Origin of the sequence: Algoriphagus aquaeductus (genome assembly GCF_003253485.1) — a bacterium.
Taxonomy (GTDB): Bacteria; Bacteroidota; Bacteroidia; order Cytophagales; family Cyclobacteriaceae; genus Algoriphagus; species Algoriphagus aquaeductus.
In genome coordinates this window covers 1-21,095 of record NZ_QKTX01000018.1, presented here as the reverse complement: position 1 = coordinate 21,095, position 21,095 = coordinate 1, and the positions used below count along the sequence as shown (strand labels likewise).

Here is a 21,095-nt window from a genome sequence, read left to right as displayed (position 1 = left end):
AAGGAAAGAGTATATGAACTGGAATAAGTTAACCCTAGCCAGCCAACTGGAAGAGATCAGAACCATCAGTCAGGAAAAGCCAGTATTGATTTTCAAGCACAGCACCCGATGCTCGATTAGCAGCATGTCCTTGGATCGAGTCCTCAGAAATTGGAAGGATGAGGACAGAGACAAAGTCACTCCTTATTATTTGGATTTGATTTCTTATCGATCACTTTCCGACCGGATAGAAGAAGAATTCGGGATTCCCCATGAGTCTCCCCAAGTCTTGGTGATCAAAAAAGGCCAGGCTACCTACCACCAAAGCCACTTTGGAATCTCTTATCCTGAAATTATGGCAAACCTGTAAGCCAAGAGCCTCCTTCAAAAGGAAAAACAACCACTCATCCTGAGAATTTCCCTTTCTAATTTTTAAGCGGATTCAGGTTAAACCTTTCTATTTCATGTTCAGTCAAAGAAGGTGAACTTTGCTCTGATATGAAAAAACTCTTTACACTTAGTTTCCTGATTTTTAGTCTTTTATTGACTACAGCCGGTTACGGACAGCGGCCCGTTGGGCAAAATCAAGAAGAACGAAAATTTACCGGGAAGGTAATCGACGGAGTGACAAAAACTCCAATGATTGGCGCTAACGTTTTGATCAAAACTGTAACCGATTCCCTTTTGAGAGGAACCGTGACCGGCGCTGACGGGTCCTTTGAAATCGTCAGACCCGATATTCCTCAAGTCAAATTTGAGATCACCTTTTTGGGATACCGAACCATCTCCCAGATCCACAGCCTTAGAGATCCCATGAATTTGGGAGAATTGGTCCTATTGGAAGACACCAAGGTCTTGGGAGAAGTTGTGATCCAGGGTCAAGTCCCGGTCGGAGAACAGCGAGGAGACACCACCTCATTCAATGCCAACGCATTCAAGACGCAGACCAATGCCCAGGCAGAAGATTTGATCCGAAAAATGCCCGGAATTACCATGCAGGGCGGACAGATTCAGGCCCAGGGAGAAAACGTCCAACGAATCTTGGTTGATGGGCGAGAATTCTTCGGGAACGATCCAAATATCGCCTTGAGAAACCTCCCCGCTGACGCCATCGATCGGGTCGAAATCCTCGATCAACGCTCAGACCAAAGCCGACTTACTGGCTTTGACGATGGCAACTATACCAAGACGATCAACATTATCCTTCGCTCCGATAAGAAGAACGGTTCTTTCGGTCGGGCTTATGGAGGCTATGGTACAGATGATCGGTACTCAGCCGGAGGTAGCATCAATTTGTTCAAAGGAGATCAACGGTTCTCCATCTTAGGTCTATTTAACAACGTCAACCAACAAAACTTCTCCAGTCAAGACCTGGCAGGTGTCACTGCCAATGCTTCCGGAGGCGGTGGCGGTCGCGGTGGAATGATGGGCGGCGGCGGTCGTCCGGGAGGAGGCGGCCAATGGGGCGGTGGAGGAAACAACAATTTCTTTGTAGGAAATACCGGGGGGATTGTGAGCACCAACGCATTAGGCTTGAACTACTCGGACAAATGGGGCAAAAAAGTAAACTTCACCGGAAGTTATTTCTTCAACAATACCACCAATTCACTCCGTCAAATCACCAATCGGGAGACAGTAGTCAATGAGAGCCTTCGTCAGTTTTATCAGGAAAACCTGATCAATACCGTAGAAAACAATAATCATCGGGCTAATGCACGAATCGAAGCGGATCTCAATCCGAAAAATACGATCATCTTGACCCCGAACATTTCCTTCCAAAACAACAACACCTTCAGTGACCGGGATGCATTGACTCGAACCAGCGCAGGAGACTCGCTTTCTGCCCTTCGCTCGATTTCCAATGCGGAAACCATCGCATTCAACATCTCCAACAATCTGACCTACCGTTACAAATTTGACAAGAGAGGCAGAACGCTTTCCTCTGAAATTTTCACGGCATGGAACAAGAGAGATCAGTTTTCCGATCTCCTTGCAGCAAGCAATGATTATAGAAGAAATGTCATCGATACCACTGAACAGGTGACAGATGCCCTAAACAACGGTTTTAACTACCGAATTAACACTACCTGGACCGAACCGATTACAGAAAAAGCCTTGGCAACCTTTGGCTATCAGATCGGCAACAACAAAACCCGCGCGGATCAAAAGACCCGGATTCTGAATCCTGAAAACCGATTTGTACTGGACACGGCACTATCCAATGAATTTGACAACAAATTCATCACACAACGCCTCCGTTCTGGCTATGCCTACAACAATCAAAAATGGAGTGTAAACCTTAATTTGGATTATCAAAATGCCCGATTGGACAATCAGGCCTTCTTCCCAGAAGCAAGAGAATTCAACAGAAGCTTCAATAATATTCTCCCAAGTGCTAACCTGAACTATCGAAACAGAGAAACGGGCTTTAGCTGGAGAATGCGCTATGGCACCAATACCAATGAGCCTTCTGTAACGGAACTTCAAAATGTAGTGAACAACCAAAATCCGCTCAATCTCCGTGTGGGTAATCCTTCACTTGGACAGAGCTACAACCACAACATCTTTGCAAACATCAGCAAGGTGAATCTGGAAAAATCCAGAACACTGTTCATGTTCATGAATTATAGCGCCACCCAAAACTTCATCGGTAGCAGCACTTTACTTACTACTCAGGACACTTTGATCAACAATGAAATTCTCCTCAGACCTGGCGGACAAATCACGCAGCCGGTGAATTTGGACGGCAACTTCCGGACAAGTTTCTTTATGACCTACGGTGCACCGATCAAGAAGATAAAATCTCAATTCAATACCAATTCTAGAGTTAGCTTCAACAGAATCCCGGGTTTGATCAATGGAGTGAATAACCTCAATGATAATCTGACGCTAAGCCAAGGGTTGACCTTTAGTTCTAACATCAGTCAAAATGTGGACTTCTCCATCAACACTACAGGGTCCTATAACATTGTGAATTCTTCCTTGCAGCAGAATCTGGACAATAACTTCTATCAGCAGGAATCCAATATCCGACTGTATTTCTCTTCTCAAAACGGCAAATTCTTTATGGGCAATAATGTGGCCCACACCTTGTTTACAGGACTTTCAGAAGGATTCAACCAAAACTTCTGGCTGTGGAACATCGAAGGAGGTTTCCGATTTGCCAAAAACAATAAGGCAGAGCTCAAAGCAGTCGTTTTTGACTTATTGAACCAAAACAACAGCATCAGCCGAACCATCTCCGATGTGGCAGTGACGGACGTCTTTACCAACGTGCTGACCCGCTATGGCATGATCACCTTTACCTACATCATCGGCAACTTCAAGCAGCCTGAACCTCAGCAACAGCAGCCCTGGATGATGGGCCGACCTCCCGGAGGAGGAGGAAGGACTTGGTAACAAAGTCTGAAAGATAAAGTCAGAAAGCTGAAATAAGGCCCAAGTCGAGAGATTTGGGCTTTTTTATCTCAAAATTTTTTAGGGGGATATTTGAAATTCAAAAAATAGTTTTCATCTTAAAAGAAGTTTTTAATCAATAACCTAACCCCATTTTATGAAAAACACTTTTACCACCCAAGTACAGAAAACTAAATAGATTCAGACTTTTAGGTTTTCTAGCCCTCTTGATCACGATGAATCTCCTGCTCATGTCCTGTGTGGAAGAACCCGAAGCTTCTCAAATCGAGATTGATGAAAATTCACAGATCGCTCAAGTAAAGTCTTGGTTTGAAGAAAATAAGACCAAGCTCAGACTTCCCGAACGGGGTTCGAATCTTAGGAATGAATCCCATGGAAATAGAGAGTTTAGTATTATGAGACTAAGAGATGGGACAATTGAAATTTATACCTCTGGTGCTGACAGGTTGACAACGAGATTTGATCAAATTGCAAGCACAATGTCCCAGATATTTTCTCAGCAATATAATTTAGATCCTTGGGTTGCTCTGAATGGTATTCAATTTGCCAAAGCTGATTATTTATGGTTGAGTTTTCTCCAAGGTATCACAAAATTTGCTGAACAAAGGGGGGCTTTCAAAACGAAAAATGAATTTAGAGTTAATCGCCCCAATTGGGATAAAGTAAAAGAAGCATTGGATTCTAATAGCCCAATTCCCTTAAACTGTAACTAGCATGTTCCAGATAATCAAATTCCTAACAGGATATTGTTTTTGTCTGATTATATTTAGTTTAACTACAAGTCTTTTAGTTAACTTAATGGCTTATAATCGGATTAGCCTAGGAGGTCATTTTAGCGCACTATATATCTTAATTATGTTTAGTCCTACAATCCTTGGTTATTATGTAATTCATTATTATGTGCAATTCAAAAAGCAAGATTGGAACAGTCAGCCTAAATATATAATGGCGTTTATGCTAATAGCAATTTCCTACACCTATATTTTCGGATTTCTTTTTCCAATTATTGGTCTTATTTCAAAAAGCCCTCTTGTTGTATATCAGTTTCTCGGAATGTCAGTATCTAGCGGAGCTACTTATCTGGTATTTAGGGACTCCATTAGCAAATAGAGAAAGCTAGTTTCTAACTTCCATTTCAAGGCCAAGGTTTAGAATTCCACTAATGTAAAGTGGGAAAGTTTTGAGTTTGATTTAAGGGAATATTTCAATGAGTTAAATACAAAAAGCCGCTTGAAAGTAATTTTCAAGCGGCTTTTTAGTTTACTCTGGACTGTTTGGTTTACATTTTAGGAAGTACCACGGTATCCACGGAGTGAATCACCCCGTTTGATTGCCATACGTCGGCGATGGTTACTTTGGACTGACCGCCGTTTTCATCCGTGATGTAGAGATCTTTGCCCTTCATCCATGCAGTCAGCTTTCCGCCTTGTACCGTGGTCAGGACCGCTTTTCCATTTCCTTTTTTGATCGCGTCGGCGATGTCCTTGGAGCCCATTTTACCCGCTACTACATGGTAAGTCAACACCGCTGTCAGTTGGCCTTTATTTTCAGGCTTCAAAAGTGTTTCCACTGTTCCTGCAGGAAGTTTAGTAAACGCTGCATTGTCTGGAGCAAACACAGTGAAAGGTCCGGCGGTCTGTAAGGTCTCTACCAATCCAGCTGCCTTTACGGCGGCTACCAAGGTGGTATGGTCTGCAGAGTTCACCGCATTTTCCACAATGTTTTTGGATGGATACATCGGCGCCCCGCCTACTTCCACGGTTTTTTCCATTTGGGCAAAAGCCACATTTGCTGACAAAAAGACGAAGGCTGCGATAGCCACTTTCAGTAGATTGTTCATAAAGGTTTTTGTTTTTTTGGTTTCTGAATTTGAAAGCACTTACGAGCCCTGATTTGGGATTGGATTGAGTGGTGAAAAAAAATTTTGTAGTGAGACTCACTCCAAGGGGAGATGATGTCCATCTTTCTCCGAAAAAAAGCCTAAAAATGATAGCTTTGTGGCTTGATTAATTTTCAGTCATGTATCAGGAAAAAATCGAAACCATCAAAGCTGCCATTGCCGCTGCTGACGCCACTACCCCCGACCAACTCGAAGCTTACCGCATGGAGTTTATCTCCAAGAAAAGTGTCGTAGGCGAACTTTTTGCCGCCATGGGCCAAATCCCAAATGAGGAAAAACGCGCCTATGGACAGCTCGTCAATGGCGTAAAGCAATTGGCCGAAGAGAAATTCCAAGAACTGATCGAAAAAGTCAACTCTGCCAATAAAAAGTCGAAATCAGCGGATATCGATCTGACCCTTCCTCCATCCAATGTGGCATTGGGAGGCATTCACCCGCTTACGGCTACCCGTCAGCGGATCATCGAGATCTTTGAGCGCATCGGGTTCAACCTTTCCGAAGGACCGGAGATCGAGGACGATTGGCATAACTTTACCGCGCTTAACTTCCCTGAAAATCACCCTGCGCGTGAGATGCAGGACACGTTTTTCATTGAGAAAAATCCTGATATCGCGCTAAGAACCCATACTTCCTCCGTGCAAGTGCGCGTGATGGAAAACCAAAAACCTCCCATCCGTACCCTTTCTCCAGGAAGAGTTTACCGAAACGAAGCGATTTCGGCCCGTGCACACTGCATCTTCCATCAGGTCGAAGGACTCTATGTAAATGAAAATGTGGGTTTCGCGGATTTGAAAAACACGCTTTACCACTTCGCCAAGGAGATGTTTGGCAAGGAGACCAAGGTGAGGTTCAGACCTTCTTTCTTCCCCTTCACCGAACCAAGCGCGGAGATCGACATCTCTTGCCTGATCTGCGGAGGCAAAGGCTGCAATGTCTGCAAAGGAAGCGGCTGGGTAGAGATCGGTGGATCGGGAATGGTCGATCCGAATGTGCTGGAAAATTGCGGAATCGACTCCAAAAAATACACCGGATTTGCTTTTGGGATGGGAATCGAGCGAATCGCGATGCTGAAGTATCAGATCAAAGATTTGAGACTTTTTACCGAAAATGATGTCCGATTCCTGCGGCAGTTTAGGCCGATGTTGTAGAACAAAGGAAGGCTGATCGAGAGATTGGCCTTTTTTTATTTCCCACAGATTTGCACGGATTAAGAAACACAGATCATCACAGATCTTTTTTCTTGATTTTAAAATCTGTGGGAATCTGTGAAATAAATCAGTGAAAATCTGTGGGAAATATAGGTGGACAAATCAGCGCTCATCTCCGACTTTTTCTGCGTTGATCAGCGGGAAATTAAATCTCTGCCTGAAAGGACTCAATTCCCTCCACCTTCACCAAAAACACATCCCCGCTCTGCGGATATTTTTTCAAATCATCCGCTGTCAGATTTTCCTGTGCCGTGGTAATCAGCATCAGATCCAGATTTTCCCCACCAAAACAACAGGAAGTGACATGAGGTACGGGCAGTTCGATTTTGTCTAAAAGTTGTCCCGTGCTCGGATCCCAACGATACACGCCCGAACCCGCATAATGCGCCACCCAAAGCATCCCTTCCCGATCGATGCACATCCCGTCCGGAAAGCCCAATACCTCCGGAATCTCGACTGCTATTCGTCGAAATTCAATGGCTCCAGTTTTCGGATCAAAGGCAAATTCCTGGATTTTCTTGGTTGGGGTATCGATAAAGTAAAAAGTCCGTTGATCGGCTGTCCAAGCCATCCCGTTGGAAATGGTCAGGTTTTTTAATTGAGTTAGGGGTTTTAGATCCGTTCCAATTCGATACAAGGAACCCGAACCTTCAGTAAACAGTGTACTTAGCGTGCCGATCCAGATTCGACCTTGAGGATCGACTTTTCCGTCATTGAAGCGATTCAAAGTCAAATCCGATTCAACTTCACAAAGCTCTTCGATCACCTCCGTTTCCCAATCGTAGCGAACCAGCTTCCGGTCCAAGCCCAAAATCAACTTTCCGTTTTGTCCCTCCAAGACCACGGCCAATCGATGTGGAAAATGACGGATTTCCAGTTTTTCGGTCGCCAAATGATAGCGATGCAGGTTTCCCTTTTCGATATCCACCCAAAAGAAACAGCCCAATTCCGCAATCCACAGCGGGCCTTCGCCCAAAAAACACTGACTATGGATGGATTTTATTAAAGCATTTGCCATGTTGGTTGGATTGGAAAATTTTAAAATTGAAAGATATGATTATCCGCTTTTCCGCCTTTTCTAAGTTGAACGCAGTATAAAATTTTTAATTCCTGGGAAATGGCTCTGAAGGAGCCAAACAATTCATGACCCTGTACGAAGTGCAGGGAAAATATGCCCTTGATTGTCCTTGAGCCCTGGAAGGGTGAGACATCAAAGTTCCGCCCTTTCAGGGCTTCCCTTTACAGTTTTTTACTTTAACCCCCGGCTACACCGGGGGTCATTAATTGTTTCAATCCTTCGGATCTTGATGTAACTAAAATATATCTCCTTTCCAAGTGCAAGGTTTAAATTCTGCGAATGGTGTGATTGCGGATATACATTTTGAAAGATTTTAAAATTTATAGAACACTAATGATTCCAGCTTAAAACAAGGTCAACTTGAAGAAAAGATGTCGTAAATCGTAAACTTGTGCTGAGCGAAGTCGAAGCATCGTAACTCGTAAATCACATATGCCAATACTGCGCAATCTTCTTCTTCAAAAACGCCACACTACGCTCCAGCTGATCCATGCCATCCACGCCATCTTCGATACTGATCCAGTTGTCAAAGCCGACTCGCTTGAGTTCGGTGAAGATCGCGTCATAATCATTCATGCCTTTACCGATTTCGCCGTGACTGAGCATTTTCGCATAACCCACGGCTCCACCCTCTACTTTTCGCAAATCTTCAATTGTTCCGTATTTTAGGAATCGATCGCTCGCATGCATGGTCACCACCCGTTCAGACACGTCATATAGTAAATCCAGTGGATCTTCTCCTGCCAAAAAGGTATTACTCGGATCGAAATTCACCCCAAAGTTGGGATGGTGAATGCTGTTGACCAGTTTGGTGAAGATCGCCCGCTTTTGGGCAAACTCCGTGTATTCCCAAAAGTCATCCTTGTAATGATTTTCGATGATCAGGGTGATTCCAAGACTTTGGGCATAAGGGAGACAGGCTTCGATACAATCTTTGGCGAGCTGGATTCCTTCCTCAATAGAGAGTTCGGGGCGATACTGTCCGGAAAGCACCCGGCAGTATTTTCCTCCCAAAGCATCCGTCATCTCGATCCATCGCTTTTGCTTTTGGATTTCTTTTTCCCGGAAAGCTTTGTCCCGATGGGTAAAATCCGGCGAGCAGCACATCATGGGTATGACCATGCCCTCGTTTTCGACCATTCGACGGAATTTGGGCCAGTTTTTTTCATCGGCCATCTCCAAAAATCCGGCATACCACTCCAGTCCATCGATCTGAAGCGGGGCTGCCAATTTCACCCAATCGGCAATTTTCATACTCCCATCCTTGCAGAGCTGCTGCATAAAGGCCTTGGGAAAGGCGGCTAATTTGGGCATTAGGAATTATTTAAAGGTCTTGTTGTCTTTGGGTAGGTTTCTCCCGATCATCGGATGCTGCTCCAAAGTGAGCACTTGTCCGGAAACCGGTCCGCTTTCGTCCGAAAGGAAGAAAATACATGCCGCTGCAATCTCTTCAGGAGATAGAATTCTCCCGGATGGAGCAATGATGGCAGGCAAGTCCTCGTACCAAGTTTCGGAAAGTCCATGCTCCTTTTTGCGTTCTTTTTCACGCTCGGTCAGCACCCAACCCGGATTGATTTGGTTGACCCGAATGCCATATTCCCGCATCAGGGAATCCCCCAAATTTCCGGTCAGGGTCATGATGGCACCTTTGGAAACAGAATAGGCAAGCAGGTTGGGTTCTCCGCTCCAGGCATTGATCGAACCGATATTGAGTACGCTTCCACGGGTTTTGATCAGTTCGGGAAGTGCTTTTTGAATCAGCAGAAAGGGCGAAATGGTATTGATATCCAACACTTTTTGGAAAAATGCACGATCGGTATTGTGGATATCAGAAGCGATGACCCAAGCTGCATTATTGACGACGGCATCGAGCTTACCGAACCTTTTCACAGCAAGGTTCACGAGATTTTCAGGGCATGACTCTGAAGTGATGTCCTCACAATGAAACACCGCGTGTTCGGCCCCAATCTCTTCTTCCACTTCTTCTCCCAGGTACTGCTCCAATCCATGCAAAACCACTTTTGCTCCCTCGGCTGCGCATCGCTTGGCGATGGCTTTTCCGATACCTGTGGTACTTCCGGTGACGATAATGACTTTGTCTTTGAGTCGCATGTTAGACAGGTTTAAGTACAGCTTTTACAATTTGTCCGGTATGCATTTTTTCAAAAGCGGTATGCCATTCGGTGATTGGCCAAACGCCTCCGATAATAGGCTTCACATTCAATGCCCCACTTGCCAGCAAAGCAATAACCCGCTCCCAAATCGGCCAGTTATGACTGAAGCTGCCCTGCAAACGCACGTTTTTCTGAACGATCGGGTCGATGGAAAAATTCAAGGGCTGAGGTCCCCAACCCACTTTGGTGATTTGCCCATTGGGACGCACCAACTTCATGGCTGTCTTGAGAGTAATGCTATGTCCAGCTGCATCTACGATTAGGTCGGCCCCTAAGCCATCCCGCTTTCGTGCCCAAGCCTCAGCTGCATCTTCTCCGATCAGCGGATCACAACCGTAGGCATTTTTGGCGATTTCCAGTCGGCCTCGGTCCGCTTCCAAACCCAATACCGCCACTTCGGCACCACAAAGCCTGGCCACTGCGGCACACAGGATCCCAATGGTACCCGGTCCGATGACGATGACCCGATCTCCTGGTTTGATATGGGAATTTCCCACCAAGGAATTGAAAGCGACACAGCAAGGCTCTGTCAGGCAGGCTTCTTCGAAAGACAAATTCTCGGGAACGGTATGCAGGCATCTGGCAGGTACACGTACATATCGGGTCATCGCACCATTCACCCCATAGCCGAAGCCTTTGCGGGTGGGGTCGAGATTATAAAGTCCCACCTTGCTCATGGGATTTTGGGTATCGATCACAGCAGCGGTTTCAGACACGACCCGATCACCGACCTTCCAACCCGAGACTCGGGAACCCAAAGCGGCAATTCCCCCCCCAAATTCATGACCTAAGACCACCGGATAATTTACCGGCCAACTGTGGTCGGAAGTCCATTGATGGAGGTCACTGCCGCAAACACCGACATTCTCGACTTCGAGAAGGATATCTTCTTCCCCGATTTCGGGAACAGGGATTTCACGGATTTCTACCGAATGCTTTTGCTCGGAATAATTGACTACTGCGGGTATTTTGGTGCTGGACATGGCTTAAGCTTTAGTGGGGAAAACGGTGGTTTGGGCATGTATGGCTTCGCAGATCATCCGAAGCGAAGCTTCAAGATCTCCATCTGCGGTCTTGAAGGAATCCGCATCAATCGTCAGTGGGGCACCCAAGACGACTAATGGGGCTCCGTATTGTGGACATTGGATCGCCTGCTCGAGCGAAAGTCCTCCTACAGCCTGTACCGGAATATTGACCGCAGCGACTACCTCGCGAAGTTGATCAAGCGGACTAGGCATTCGATGACCCGCTGCAGCAATGCCCCTTCGCTCATCGTAGCCAATATGGTGAATGACATAATCACATCCCAAGTCTTCCAAAAATTTGGCTCCTTCCACCATGTCCGGACAGATCATATTATCCCCCATCACTTGGACACCAAAGTCTTTCCCTGCCTTGACCACACACTTGATGGTCTCGGCATGTGCTCGGGCCATCACCACGACGTGGGTAGCACCGGCTTTGGCCATCATTTCGGCCTCCAGATAGCCTCCATCCATGGTCTTGAGGTCGGCTACAATGGGAATTCCGGGAAAAGCTTCTCGAAGTTTTCGGACTCCGTGAAGTCCTTCGGCCAGAATGAGTGGAGTTCCTGCCTCCAGCCAGTCCACTCCGGCGCGAAGGGCCAAAGCGGCGGTTTCCAGGGCCTCATCGATATTCGTCAGATCGAGCGAGATCTGTACAATAGGTTTCATTTATTTCGGGTTTAAGGTTGGGATTGAATATAGAATTTTTCCTTCCTTTTTTACTTACAAAATGGATGAAAGGACTATCCAAATATGGATTTGGGTTTAAATAGTCGTACTTTCTGAAATCAATTAGCACAAGAGTCAACCGTGCCAAACCCAATGAACCTAACCCATGGCTGAGAAAAGAAAAGTCACACTGAAAGACATTGCCAAAGACCTCAATCTTTCCCCATCTACCGTTTCCCGCGCGCTCAATGGCTACCCTTCTCTTTCGGAAGATACCATTCAGATGGTCAAGGAATATGCAGAAAAGCACAATTATGTACCCAACACGATGGCGGTGAACTTCCGGAAAAACCGAACTTCGATTTTAGGCATGATTGTACCGCAGATTGTCCATCACTTTTTCTCCACGACTATCAGCGGCGCAATGGAAACCGCAAAAAAACATGGCTACAGTATTCTTTTAGCCCAATCGTATGATTTATTGAAAGACGAGATTCTGGCAAGTCAATACTTATTAGGAATGGGTGTAGATGGGTTGCTGATTTCCGTCTCCAATGAAACCAAAGAGGCAGATCATTTACAGGCATTTGTGGACGAAGGAAAGCCGGTGGTGCAGTTTGACAAAGTCACAGATCTATTACCGGGGCCCAAAATCGAGGTGGATGATTTTCAAGGAGCCTACCAAGCCGTGACCCATCTGATCCGACAAGGTTATCGAAAAATTGCCCACCTCAGCGGACGAATGGAAGTAAAAAACGCACATGAACGATTTTTGGGCTACAAAAAAGCCTTGGAGGATCATGGCTTGGAATTCAGGGAATCTCTGGTCAAAAACTGCTTTGCGATTTCCGAAGATGAAGGTTTCGAATTTACCCGAGAATTGATGGAATCTGTGGAAAAGCCGGATGCGTTATTTTGCATCACAGATCTGGTGGCTTTGGGAGCAATGAATTACCTGAAATCCTCCGGCTATCAGATACCCACTCAGATAGGCTTGATGGGCTTCAGCAATTGGATGCTTTCGGAATACACCACTCCTTCCTTGAGTTCGGTGGATCAGTTTGGCTATCGGATGGGTAGCAGGGCGGCAGAATGGATGATCGAATTGCTAAAAAATCAGGACATGGGTCAAAATGAAACCCTTGAAATGAAAACCGAACTGGTCGTCAGGGGATCTTCAATGAGAAGCTGAAAATAAAGGATGATTCATATCAGTGTCAGCTCGATTAATAAACATTCAAAAAGGACCCAACGGAGCTTTTTCCTTCATCGCAACATTGTTTTTGCATTTGGTATTTGTTGACTTTTTTGAGTACAAGACTCTTTTTAGATGGGCGCGGGGGCTGACGCAGCAGCGGGCCAGCGTTTGGCCTTGTGCGGTGGGAGCTTCCTGCCGCACCTACTGGCTCAAAAACTATCGTTTTTGCCCTTTCTTGACCTTTTGGTTCTTTTGGGTCAAGCCAAAAGAACGAAGAGAAAGAGAACCGAAAAATGCTAAATGGGAGAATGTCATCCTCTTTTTAGGCTTTCGGCTCCAAAACCCGAAACCCATACGGCTCTAAAATCAGATACTCATGATCCGGACCCACTGCGACTTCCGATTGTGTCCAGTGATCCCAAAGTTTACCAGACCCTTCTCCCTGCTCCCGAAAGGCATACCAAGTCAGGTAAGCCGCTTTGTCCGAGAAGTTGAACAGACAGTACATCCGCTCATTTCCCATTCGGCGGACAAGGCCTGCCACGTGGATGTTGTGCGGACTCATCCAAGAAATGTTGCTCAGGTCGCTGAAAAGCTCATTTTCCTTCCGGATCTGAAGTAATCGCTTCGTCCCTTCAAAAATCTGATGCTCGACTGTTCCTTCTACTTTTTTGCGGTTGACCTTTTCCCAATCGATCACCGGGCGGTGCATCCAGCGGTTGTCATAGCTTTTGCCGGGATCATGTTGATAGCTGTAGTCATTGGTGTAGCCGACTTCGTCCCCATAGAAAAGCATCGGCAACCCGCCCAAAAAGATCGAATGCGCCTGCATCATCAGGATTTTTTGGATGCTTAGATCAATAGCCGGACCATTGCCTTCGATGAGTGCTTTTTCCAATCCGCAGAGCGAAGCCAAGGTTCCTGAAATCCGTGCGTCGCCGGTCTTTGGATTGGAAGAGAAAAGGGCTCCCCTAGCTGGGCTCATCCATTGATCTCCGGAAAAGGAGTAGTATTCTTTCAGAAATTTTCGATGCTGATAGGGATCTTTTCCAGCCTGAGCGATCATGTAGTCATCGTATCCCAGTCCGATATCGTCGTGGCAACGGGTATAGGTAATCCATGAAGTTCCGTAAGGCTTGTTGAGGATTTCAGATTGCGCATTGAGCATGACACGGGTTTCTCCTGAGGCCAGCATGTCCCATTGAAGGGCCATTTGGGTAGCATTGTAGGCAAAATCGCATTCCTGAGCGATAAATTCTCCCGTGCCAAAGTACTTCATAATTTCTTTGGGGGCCACAATGGCTTCACCCAAAAGGGCCATTCCGGGTGTAGCTACTTGTACACACTGCTTGATCAATCGGAGAAGCATATGTGCTTGGGGAAGGTTTTGGCAGGAAGTGCCCATCTGCTTCCAGATGAAAGCTGGAGCATCTATCCTTAACAAGTCCAAACCAAGGTTACCATAAAACAAAACGGTATCCAGCATGGCGCGGAAGACATTCGGGTTGGTGTAATTCAGATCCCATTGATAGCGATGAAATACTGTCATCACCCACTTGCCCATTTCTTCACTCCAGGTGAAATTTCCCGGAGCACTTTCCGGAAAAATCTCCGGCATACTCCGCTCAAACTCATCCGGAATCGAGCGGTTGGAATAGGTATAAAAGAAGTCCTGATAATAGAAATCTCCCGCTTTGGCCTTTTGGGCCCACTCGTGATGGTGCGAAGTATGGTTGAGTACAATGTCCAGCATAAGGTACATGCCTTGGCTATGCATGTTTTTCCTCAGGGAAATCAAATCCTCCAAAGTCCCAAAACGGGGTTCCACTTTTCTGAAATCCGATACGGCATAGCCTCCGTCGCTTTCACCTGCCGGGCTTTCAAAAATCGGCATTAGGTGAAGAAAATTCACTCCCAATTCTTCGAGATGTGAAAGCTTGGTCGGCATGGTCTTCAGACTTCCGGCAAATCGATCCACGTATAAGCTCATGCCAGCAAGCTGATTGCTAAGAAACCAAACGCCCTTTTCAGATTTTTCCTGATCTCTTTTTTTCAGACCCGACTCTCGGCTTTTGTGGGCTAGAATCAGACTTCGAAGCAAGTCCAAAAACTGCTGCTCTGCATCAAAACATCCTCCATAGATCTCCCCAAATAGTCTATGGATTTTTGGCAAATGGGCTTGGAGACGGTCAGCAAAGTCTTTATCCTTTTTGAAAGGGTCAATGGAATGCTCTTGGAAGAGTTGATGGATTTTTTCAGAAATAATAGATTCCGGGTACATGGAATGGGTTCAGTTGGTTTGAAAAGGGAGTTAATGTCCTGCCGAAACAGGCGCTGTAGAAGGATCTATGGATTTGTTTTCTTTGATTCGAAGCGTGGCGAGGGCCGCAATCAGCAGCAAAACCCCACCGAAAATGATGGCTTGTCCGGCATTGTTATTCAGGAAGGTTTTGGAGATAAAACCAAAGGTCAGCGTCTGCAGGATCATCGGGATCACGATCATCATGTTGATAATGCCCATGTAGACGCCATAGCGTTCCTTTGGAATTTCATTCACAACAAGTAGGTAAGGCACGCCCATCATGCTGGCCCAAGCAACCCCAAATCCGGTCATCGGAGCAAACAGCAAATACTTGTTTTCAATCATCGGAAATAAGATCAATCCCACTCCCGCCATCAGCAGACAAATGAAATGCACCTTCTTGGGGCCGAAGCGTTGTGCCATTCGTGCAAGGAAAAAGGCAGAAAGGAAGGTCACGATATTGTACCAGCCATTGACCAGACCTGCCCAACCTACTGCTTCCTCATACTTGGCAGGGTCGCTCGACGGAGTGGCATCCCAGACCGAAAGAGCGATACTTTTGGCTGCGTTTTGCCAGTAACAGAAGAGCGCATACCACTGGAAGAGATAGACCAAGGCAAGCTTCCACATCACAGCGGGCATTTCCATGATGGACTCGATGATCTCCAGATTCTGGGCAAAAAGCACTCGAGTGGTTGGATTTTGCTCGGCGGATTTCATCACCTTTTTGATCAATCCACGATCGAAAATCGAAGGAATCAAAAGCAGTAAGAAGATCGTGTAGGCTACTAAGGTGGTGAGGATGGATAGAAAAAACTGAACCGCAGGATGAGGCATGCCTTTATTTCGCTCCTTCAAAGCAGCCAATTCTTTGGGTGAAGGCGGATATTCCGGAGTTTTGGAAATGCTCCACATCACCGAGGTGATCGAGCAGACGGTACCCAAAAAGAAGGAAGCATAGACCCACATCGGAAGCGACCCGACGGTGCCTTTGAAGAAAATCTGGAAGACAAACAGAGAAATATTGGCAAGTGTGATCCCCAATCCGGTAAAGAAGCTTTGTGTCAAAAAGCCCTTTCCGTACTGCTCCTCAGGCAGGGTATCCGCAATCAAGGCTCGATAAGGCTCCATTGCGGTATTATTCGCCGCATCGAGCACCCACAGCAATCCCGCAGCCATCCAGAGTGAGCTGCTAAATGGATAAAAGAAAAGACAGATACTGCATAGCAAGGCTCCAATAAAGAAGTAAGGCTTTCGTCTCCCATACTTTTCACTCCAGGTACTATCGCTGAGCGCACCGATGATAGGCTGGATCAAAAGTCCGGTCATCGGGCCGGCAAGATTCAAAATCGGAATCTCATCTGGCGCCGCACCCAGCATGTCATAGATCGGGTTGACAGCGCTTTGCTGGAGACCAAAGCTGTATTGGATCCCAAAAAAACCAACGTTCATGTTGATGATTTGGGAGAAGGATAAGTGAGGCTTTCGCATGAGGTTAGATTGGGGAATTTTGGCTTTATTGGGATAAAGCCTCATAAAATACAAAGAATAGGGCTCGAAAAACAGGCAAGATTCAAGCTGCTTTGAAAAACTGCTAGGAAATCGTTTGATATAGATGAATATTTTTAAAAATTATTTTCAACCCCTCCTCAATATTTGCGATTCAAATAATTGCTTTGCCAAGAGAGAAATCTCACATTAAAAAGCCGATGCCATGAAATGCCCATGAGTAAATGCTTCTCACACAGGGGGATGATTATCCAGGGCATTCTCCCGATGAAAGATCGGGACAGGCTATCTGACCTTAAAAAATCAAATTATAAACAGATGAAATGGTAGCATAAAAAACAAAGGTCGGTCATTACTGGAGGTTGAAATATCACTGCCCAAACAGTGAAACCCCGTACATGAAATTGACATCAAGCGCTAAGCACACAGGAGTATTGCCGAGAGCATGTAGATGAAAATTTAACTTCTTAGCGTTTTTCTACTATTGCCTAAAAAAATAAAAATGAGTTAACAGACAAATTATAAACAGATGAAATGCCCATGAGTAAATGCTTCTCACACAGGGGAATGATTATCCGGGGCATTCTCCCGATGAAAGATCGGGACAGGCTATCTGGCCATTAAAAATCAAATTATAAACAGATGAAATCTTAAAACCACCATGAATCATCCACTTCCAAAGCCCTGAATGAAAGAAGTGTTTTTTTGAAAGGAATCTTATAGTCAAAAAGTAAAAGATTGTTTTTCCCACACCTACCAAATTAAACCCTTTTGATTATTTCCAAAAATCTGAAAAACAGCAATCAATTCATGGGTAGAACTCGGTAGGAGATAGGATCTTATTGTTGGAGTCTCATACACATACCCAAATCTTAATTTATTCATTATTAAACCCATTTGAAGGCTATTCGCATAATCCACCCGATGCCCTACTCCCAACCACAATCTTTCTAGGAAGAAGGCTTTTAGATTGATCTCAATATTTTCTGGTAAATCTGCTTGGTGTCGAAACATGAAGTTGGTCGATACACTTACTGATTTACTTAATTGATTTCGATATCCTGCCTGAAATACACTGACTTGAGGGATGCTATTTACAAAAACATCACCCGACCTAAGTCTACCTTTATTTGCTTGGTTCAGAGAGTATGAAAAATAATAGTTGGTGTGAGTAATAGATATTCCAAGGTTGAAATCAATTGTTCTCATCGAAGCATATCGGCCTAAATATGGACTGACAACAGGATCATTGCTCTCCTCTACATTCAAGTTATTTCCGTCAAGTCTAAGTTCTTTCCAAGATAACCCTGCTCCTAATCTTAAATTGGTTTTTTCACCAATTTGGACTCGCGCTGCATAACTTGACATAAGTTCAACCTGATTGAATGCCCCATAGGAATCAGAAAGAACAAAAATCCCCATTGCATTTTTTCCTCCAAATTCGGTTTTTGATTGGTGTTTCAATTGATCGAAATCAATTTCAGTTGAAAAATAATATGACTTGGGAGCACCTTCCCAACCTGCCCATTGATTTCTGGCTAATCCTCGAAGTAAACTGCCCTCATACCCAGTCATTGCTGGATTAAAATAACTTTGAGCTTGATTAAATTGAGAATAGTATTTCCGGGATTGTGCCTGAGCACCCAATCCAAAAAGGAAAAATAGAATTAACAAATTGATCTCTTTCATTTGATTTGATTTTGGTCCAGACATCCCTTGATGAAAATCATCCTTTCGGGGGACCTGTATTACCTTTTTTTAATAATTAAGTATCCAGAACCTAATTAACCCCATTGATATTGGGGCTTGGAAAAATGAATAAGTTCTTCCAAGCCCATTTCCCAAATCAATTCTTAAGTAAAGTGAGGATCCCTCTTCTAATTTTTCCGGTTGGCTTGTGTTCCAGTACCCAATAATAAGACCCTACGGAAAGCTCCCTCCCCTTGAATGTTCCATCCCACCTTTGACTAGGGTCTTCAGTATAAAACACCCTTTCTCCACTTTTTTCAAAAACCTGAATTCTAATTCCTTCAAAATATTGAAGTTCGCGAATACCCCAAGTATCATTTACTTGATCTCCATTTGGAGTGAAGGTGTTGAAGACAATAATTTCTTCAATAGAAGGCAGGATTCTGAAAATTTCAAACTCTTGAATGATCTCATTGCTATCTCTGTCAGAAACTCTAATAGTGAGTTGGAATGATGTTTTCCCTGGTAAATACTTCTGCCCTATCCACCTCAAATTCCCACTCACAATTTCAAAGTATTGATTATCCCCAGTATTCCCGTTCAAAGAAATCGTATGTATTTGGTCGATTGGATCATCTACCGACAAAATTCCAACTACAACTTGGGAGTTATCAGGTTTAGATTCAAATGAATTTTTACTTAATGTTATTCCTTTTGGAGCTGGTTTTGAATCCACCATCACCTGTATCACAGGAAAGTTTTTAAATGGATTATGTACCCATCCTGGAAGAACCCAACTTCCTTGAACCTTATAAATCCCTCGCGCCAGGTTATTCAATCCATTAGTATTCCACACTACTGGTAGTAAAATAGCTTTGCCATTTCCTAAGACTACCTCTATTTGGGCAGGAAGCTTCAAGGTTCCTCCCCATGGAATAACTATAAACTCTTCGTAATTGAGCGCAATAATTGACCTGTTCTCTATGTAGTCAGCAATCCTGTTTCCATTAGAATCCAAGAAGTCATCTTTGTCAGTTGGATTTGTCCCTTCAAGGAGTTCAACATAATCGGGTACCCCATCCCCATCTAAATCTTTAAAGTCTGTTGGATCAAATGGATTTGTTCCCACCCGTGATTCTTCATAATCAGAAACTCCATCTTCATCAGAATCTTTGAAATCAAACTTGTCTTTTGGATTAGTTCCATCTATTAATTCCTGTTCATCGGAAACTCCATCCCCATCGGAATCCTTTTGAGAATCCGAGCAGCCGTTGACGTCTACAACAGCCTCTTCAGGTGTATTTGGGCAAAGGTCCAAGTCATCAGTTACGCCATCGTTATCGGAATCCTTTTGAGAATCCGAGCAGCCATTGGCATCCACTTCCGAATTTGCTGGGGTATTTGGACAGAGATCCAAGTCATCGGTTACACCATCGTTGTCGGAATCCTTTTGAGAATCCGAGCAGCCGTTGACGTCTACAACAGCCTCTTCAGGTGTATTTGGGCAAAGGTCCAAGTCATCAGTTACGCCATCGTTATCGGAATCCTTTTGAGAATCCGAGCAGCCATTGGCATCCACTTCCGAATTTGCTGGGGTATTTGGACAGAGATCCAAGTCATCGGTTACACCATCGTTGTCGGAATCCTTTTGGGAATCCGCGCAGCCATTGGCATCCACTTCTGCATTTGCAGGGGTATTCGGGCAGAGATCCAAGTCATCGGTTACGCCGTCATTGTCGGAATCCTTTTGGGAATCCGAGCAGCCGTTTTCATCTACTTCAGATTCAGCCGGTGTATTGGGACAGAGATCCAAGTCATCGGTTACGCCGTCATTGTCGGAATCCTTTTGGGAATCCGAGCAGCCGTTTTCATCTACTTCAGATTCAGCCGGTGTATTGGGACAGAGATCCAAGTCATCGGTTACGCCGTCATTGTCGGAATCCTTTTGGGAATCCGAGCAGCCGTTTTCATCTACTTCAGATTCAGCCGGTGTATTGGGACAGAGATCCAGGTCATCGGTCACGCCATCATTGTCGGAATCCTTTTGGGAATCCGAGCAGCCATTGGCATTCACTTCTGCATTTGCAGGGGTATTCGGGCAGAGATCCAAGTCATCGGTTACGCCGTCATTGTCGGAATCCTTTTGAGAGTCCGCGCAACCGTTTTCATCTACCTCAGATTCAGCCGGTGTATTCGGGCAGAAATCCAGATCGTCAGTCACACCATCGTTGTCGGAATCCTTTTGGGAATCCGCGCAGCCATTGGCATCCACTTCTGCATTTGCAGGGGTATTCGGGCAGAGATCCAAGTCATCGGTCACGCCATCATTATCGGAATCCTTTTGGGAATCCGAGCAGCCGTTTTCATCTACCTCAGATTCAGCCGGTGTATTCGGGCAGAAATCCAGATCGTCAGTCACACCATCGTTGTCGGAATCCTTTTGAGAATCCGAGCAGCCATTGGCATCCACTTCTGCATTTGCAGCGGTATTCGGGCAGAGATCCAAGTCATCGGTTACGCCGTCATTGTCGGAATCCTTTTGAGAGTCCGCGCAACCGTTGGCATCAACTGGGGTACAGAATGGTGTATTTGGACACAAATCCAAATCATCAGTTACTCCATCCGCATCAGTATCTTTTTGGGAATCCGAGCAGCCATTGGCATCCACTTCTGCATTTGCAGGGGTATTCGGGCAAAGGTCCTTGTCGTCAGTTACTCCGTCGTTGTCGGAATCCTTTTGGGAATCTGCGCAGCCGTTTTCATCTACTTCAGATTCAGCCGGTGTATTGGGACAGAGATCCAGGTCATCGGTCACGCCATCATTATCGGAATCCTTTTGGGAATCCGAGCAGCCGTTTTCATCTACCTCAGATTCAGCCGGTGTATTCGGGCAGAAATCCAGATCGTCAGTCACACCATCGTTGTCGGAATCCTTTTGAGAATCCGA

Annotated in this window: 15 protein-coding genes; 5 read left to right on the top strand and 10 right to left on the bottom strand. The window is 45.2% G+C overall.

Annotation, left to right across the window (positions count from 1 at the left end):
* Window positions 1-13: 13 nt before the first annotated feature.
* From ytxJ to CLV31_RS18725, 3 genes are all read left to right on the top strand, one after another.
* Complete coding sequence (ytxJ, locus tag CLV31_RS18735; protein ID WP_111394614.1) at window positions 14-349, top strand: bacillithiol system redox-active protein YtxJ; 336 nt, start codon at window positions 14-16, stop codon at window positions 347-349.
* 128 nt (window positions 350-477) lie between these two features.
* Window positions 478-3,378: a TonB-dependent receptor gene (locus CLV31_RS18730; protein WP_111394613.1), complete on the top strand. Its 2,901-nt coding sequence runs from the start codon at window positions 478-480 to the stop codon at window positions 3,376-3,378.
* A gap of 233 nt (window positions 3,379-3,611) precedes the next feature.
* Window positions 3,612-4,109, top strand: a complete 498-nt coding sequence (locus CLV31_RS18725; protein ID WP_111394612.1) for a hypothetical protein — start codon at window positions 3,612-3,614, stop codon at window positions 4,107-4,109.
* A 566-nt stretch (window positions 4,110-4,675) separates the two neighbouring features.
* On the opposite strand, the gene CLV31_RS18715 is transcribed toward CLV31_RS18725, so the two are convergent.
* Window positions 4,676-5,236 carry a fasciclin domain-containing protein gene (locus CLV31_RS18715; RefSeq protein WP_111394684.1) on the bottom strand — a complete coding sequence of 187 codons (561 nt, stop codon included), beginning with the start codon at window positions 5,234-5,236 and terminating at the stop codon, window positions 4,676-4,678.
* Window positions 5,237-5,415: 179 nt separating this feature from the next.
* On the opposite strand from CLV31_RS18715, the gene pheS reads away from it, so the two are divergent.
* A complete protein-coding gene (gene pheS, locus CLV31_RS18710; RefSeq protein ID WP_111394610.1) occupies window positions 5,416-6,444 on the top strand; it encodes a phenylalanine--tRNA ligase subunit alpha in 1,029 nt (342 codons plus the stop codon).
* A 205-nt stretch (window positions 6,445-6,649) separates the two neighbouring features.
* Here the strand turns inward: pheS and CLV31_RS18705 are convergent, their stop codons facing one another.
* From CLV31_RS18705 to CLV31_RS18685, 5 genes are all read right to left on the bottom strand, one after another.
* Window positions 6,650-7,522 carry an SMP-30/gluconolactonase/LRE family protein gene (locus tag CLV31_RS18705; RefSeq protein WP_111394609.1) on the bottom strand — a complete coding sequence of 291 codons (873 nt, stop codon included), beginning with the start codon at window positions 7,520-7,522 and terminating at the stop codon, window positions 6,650-6,652.
* Window positions 7,523-8,008: 486 nt separating this feature from the next.
* Window positions 8,009-8,896: a sugar phosphate isomerase/epimerase family protein gene (locus CLV31_RS18700; RefSeq protein WP_111394608.1), complete on the bottom strand. Its 888-nt coding sequence runs from the start codon at window positions 8,894-8,896 to the stop codon at window positions 8,009-8,011.
* Between the two features lie 6 nt (window positions 8,897-8,902).
* Window positions 8,903-9,694, bottom strand: a complete 792-nt coding sequence (locus CLV31_RS18695) for an SDR family NAD(P)-dependent oxidoreductase (RefSeq protein ID WP_111394607.1) — start codon at window positions 9,692-9,694, stop codon at window positions 8,903-8,905.
* Window position 9,695: 1 nt separating this feature from the next.
* On the bottom strand, window positions 9,696-10,739 hold the full coding sequence (locus tag CLV31_RS18690) for a zinc-binding dehydrogenase (RefSeq protein ID WP_111394606.1): 1,044 nt from the start codon (window positions 10,737-10,739) through the stop codon (window positions 9,696-9,698).
* 3 nt (window positions 10,740-10,742) lie between these two features.
* Window positions 10,743-11,450: an orotidine 5'-phosphate decarboxylase / HUMPS family protein gene (locus tag CLV31_RS18685; protein WP_111394605.1), complete on the bottom strand. Its 708-nt coding sequence runs from the start codon at window positions 11,448-11,450 to the stop codon at window positions 10,743-10,745.
* A gap of 166 nt (window positions 11,451-11,616) precedes the next feature.
* Between CLV31_RS18685 and CLV31_RS18680 the strand changes: the two genes are divergently transcribed.
* Complete coding sequence (locus CLV31_RS18680) at window positions 11,617-12,642, top strand: LacI family DNA-binding transcriptional regulator (RefSeq protein WP_111394604.1); 1,026 nt, start codon at window positions 11,617-11,619, stop codon at window positions 12,640-12,642.
* A gap of 328 nt (window positions 12,643-12,970) precedes the next feature.
* Here CLV31_RS18680 and CLV31_RS18675 read toward each other — a convergent pair whose 3' ends face one another.
* The 4 genes from CLV31_RS18675 to CLV31_RS22200 form a co-directional block, all read right to left on the bottom strand.
* Complete coding sequence (locus CLV31_RS18675) at window positions 12,971-14,929, bottom strand: amylosucrase (RefSeq protein ID WP_111394603.1); 1,959 nt, start codon at window positions 14,927-14,929, stop codon at window positions 12,971-12,973.
* 30 nt (window positions 14,930-14,959) lie between these two features.
* The gene (locus CLV31_RS18670) at window positions 14,960-16,441 is read right to left on the bottom strand and encodes an MFS transporter (protein WP_111394683.1); all 1,482 of its coding nucleotides are present in this window, start codon (window positions 16,439-16,441) and stop codon (window positions 14,960-14,962) included.
* Window positions 16,442-17,212: 771 nt separating this feature from the next.
* Complete coding sequence (locus tag CLV31_RS18665; protein ID WP_111394602.1) at window positions 17,213-18,148, bottom strand: PorP/SprF family type IX secretion system membrane protein; 936 nt, start codon at window positions 18,146-18,148, stop codon at window positions 17,213-17,215.
* 157 nt (window positions 18,149-18,305) lie between these two features.
* Window positions 18,306-21,095, bottom strand: a 2,790-nt coding sequence (locus CLV31_RS22200) for a thrombospondin type 3 repeat-containing protein (RefSeq protein ID WP_111394601.1), incomplete at its 5' end; no start/stop codon positions are given.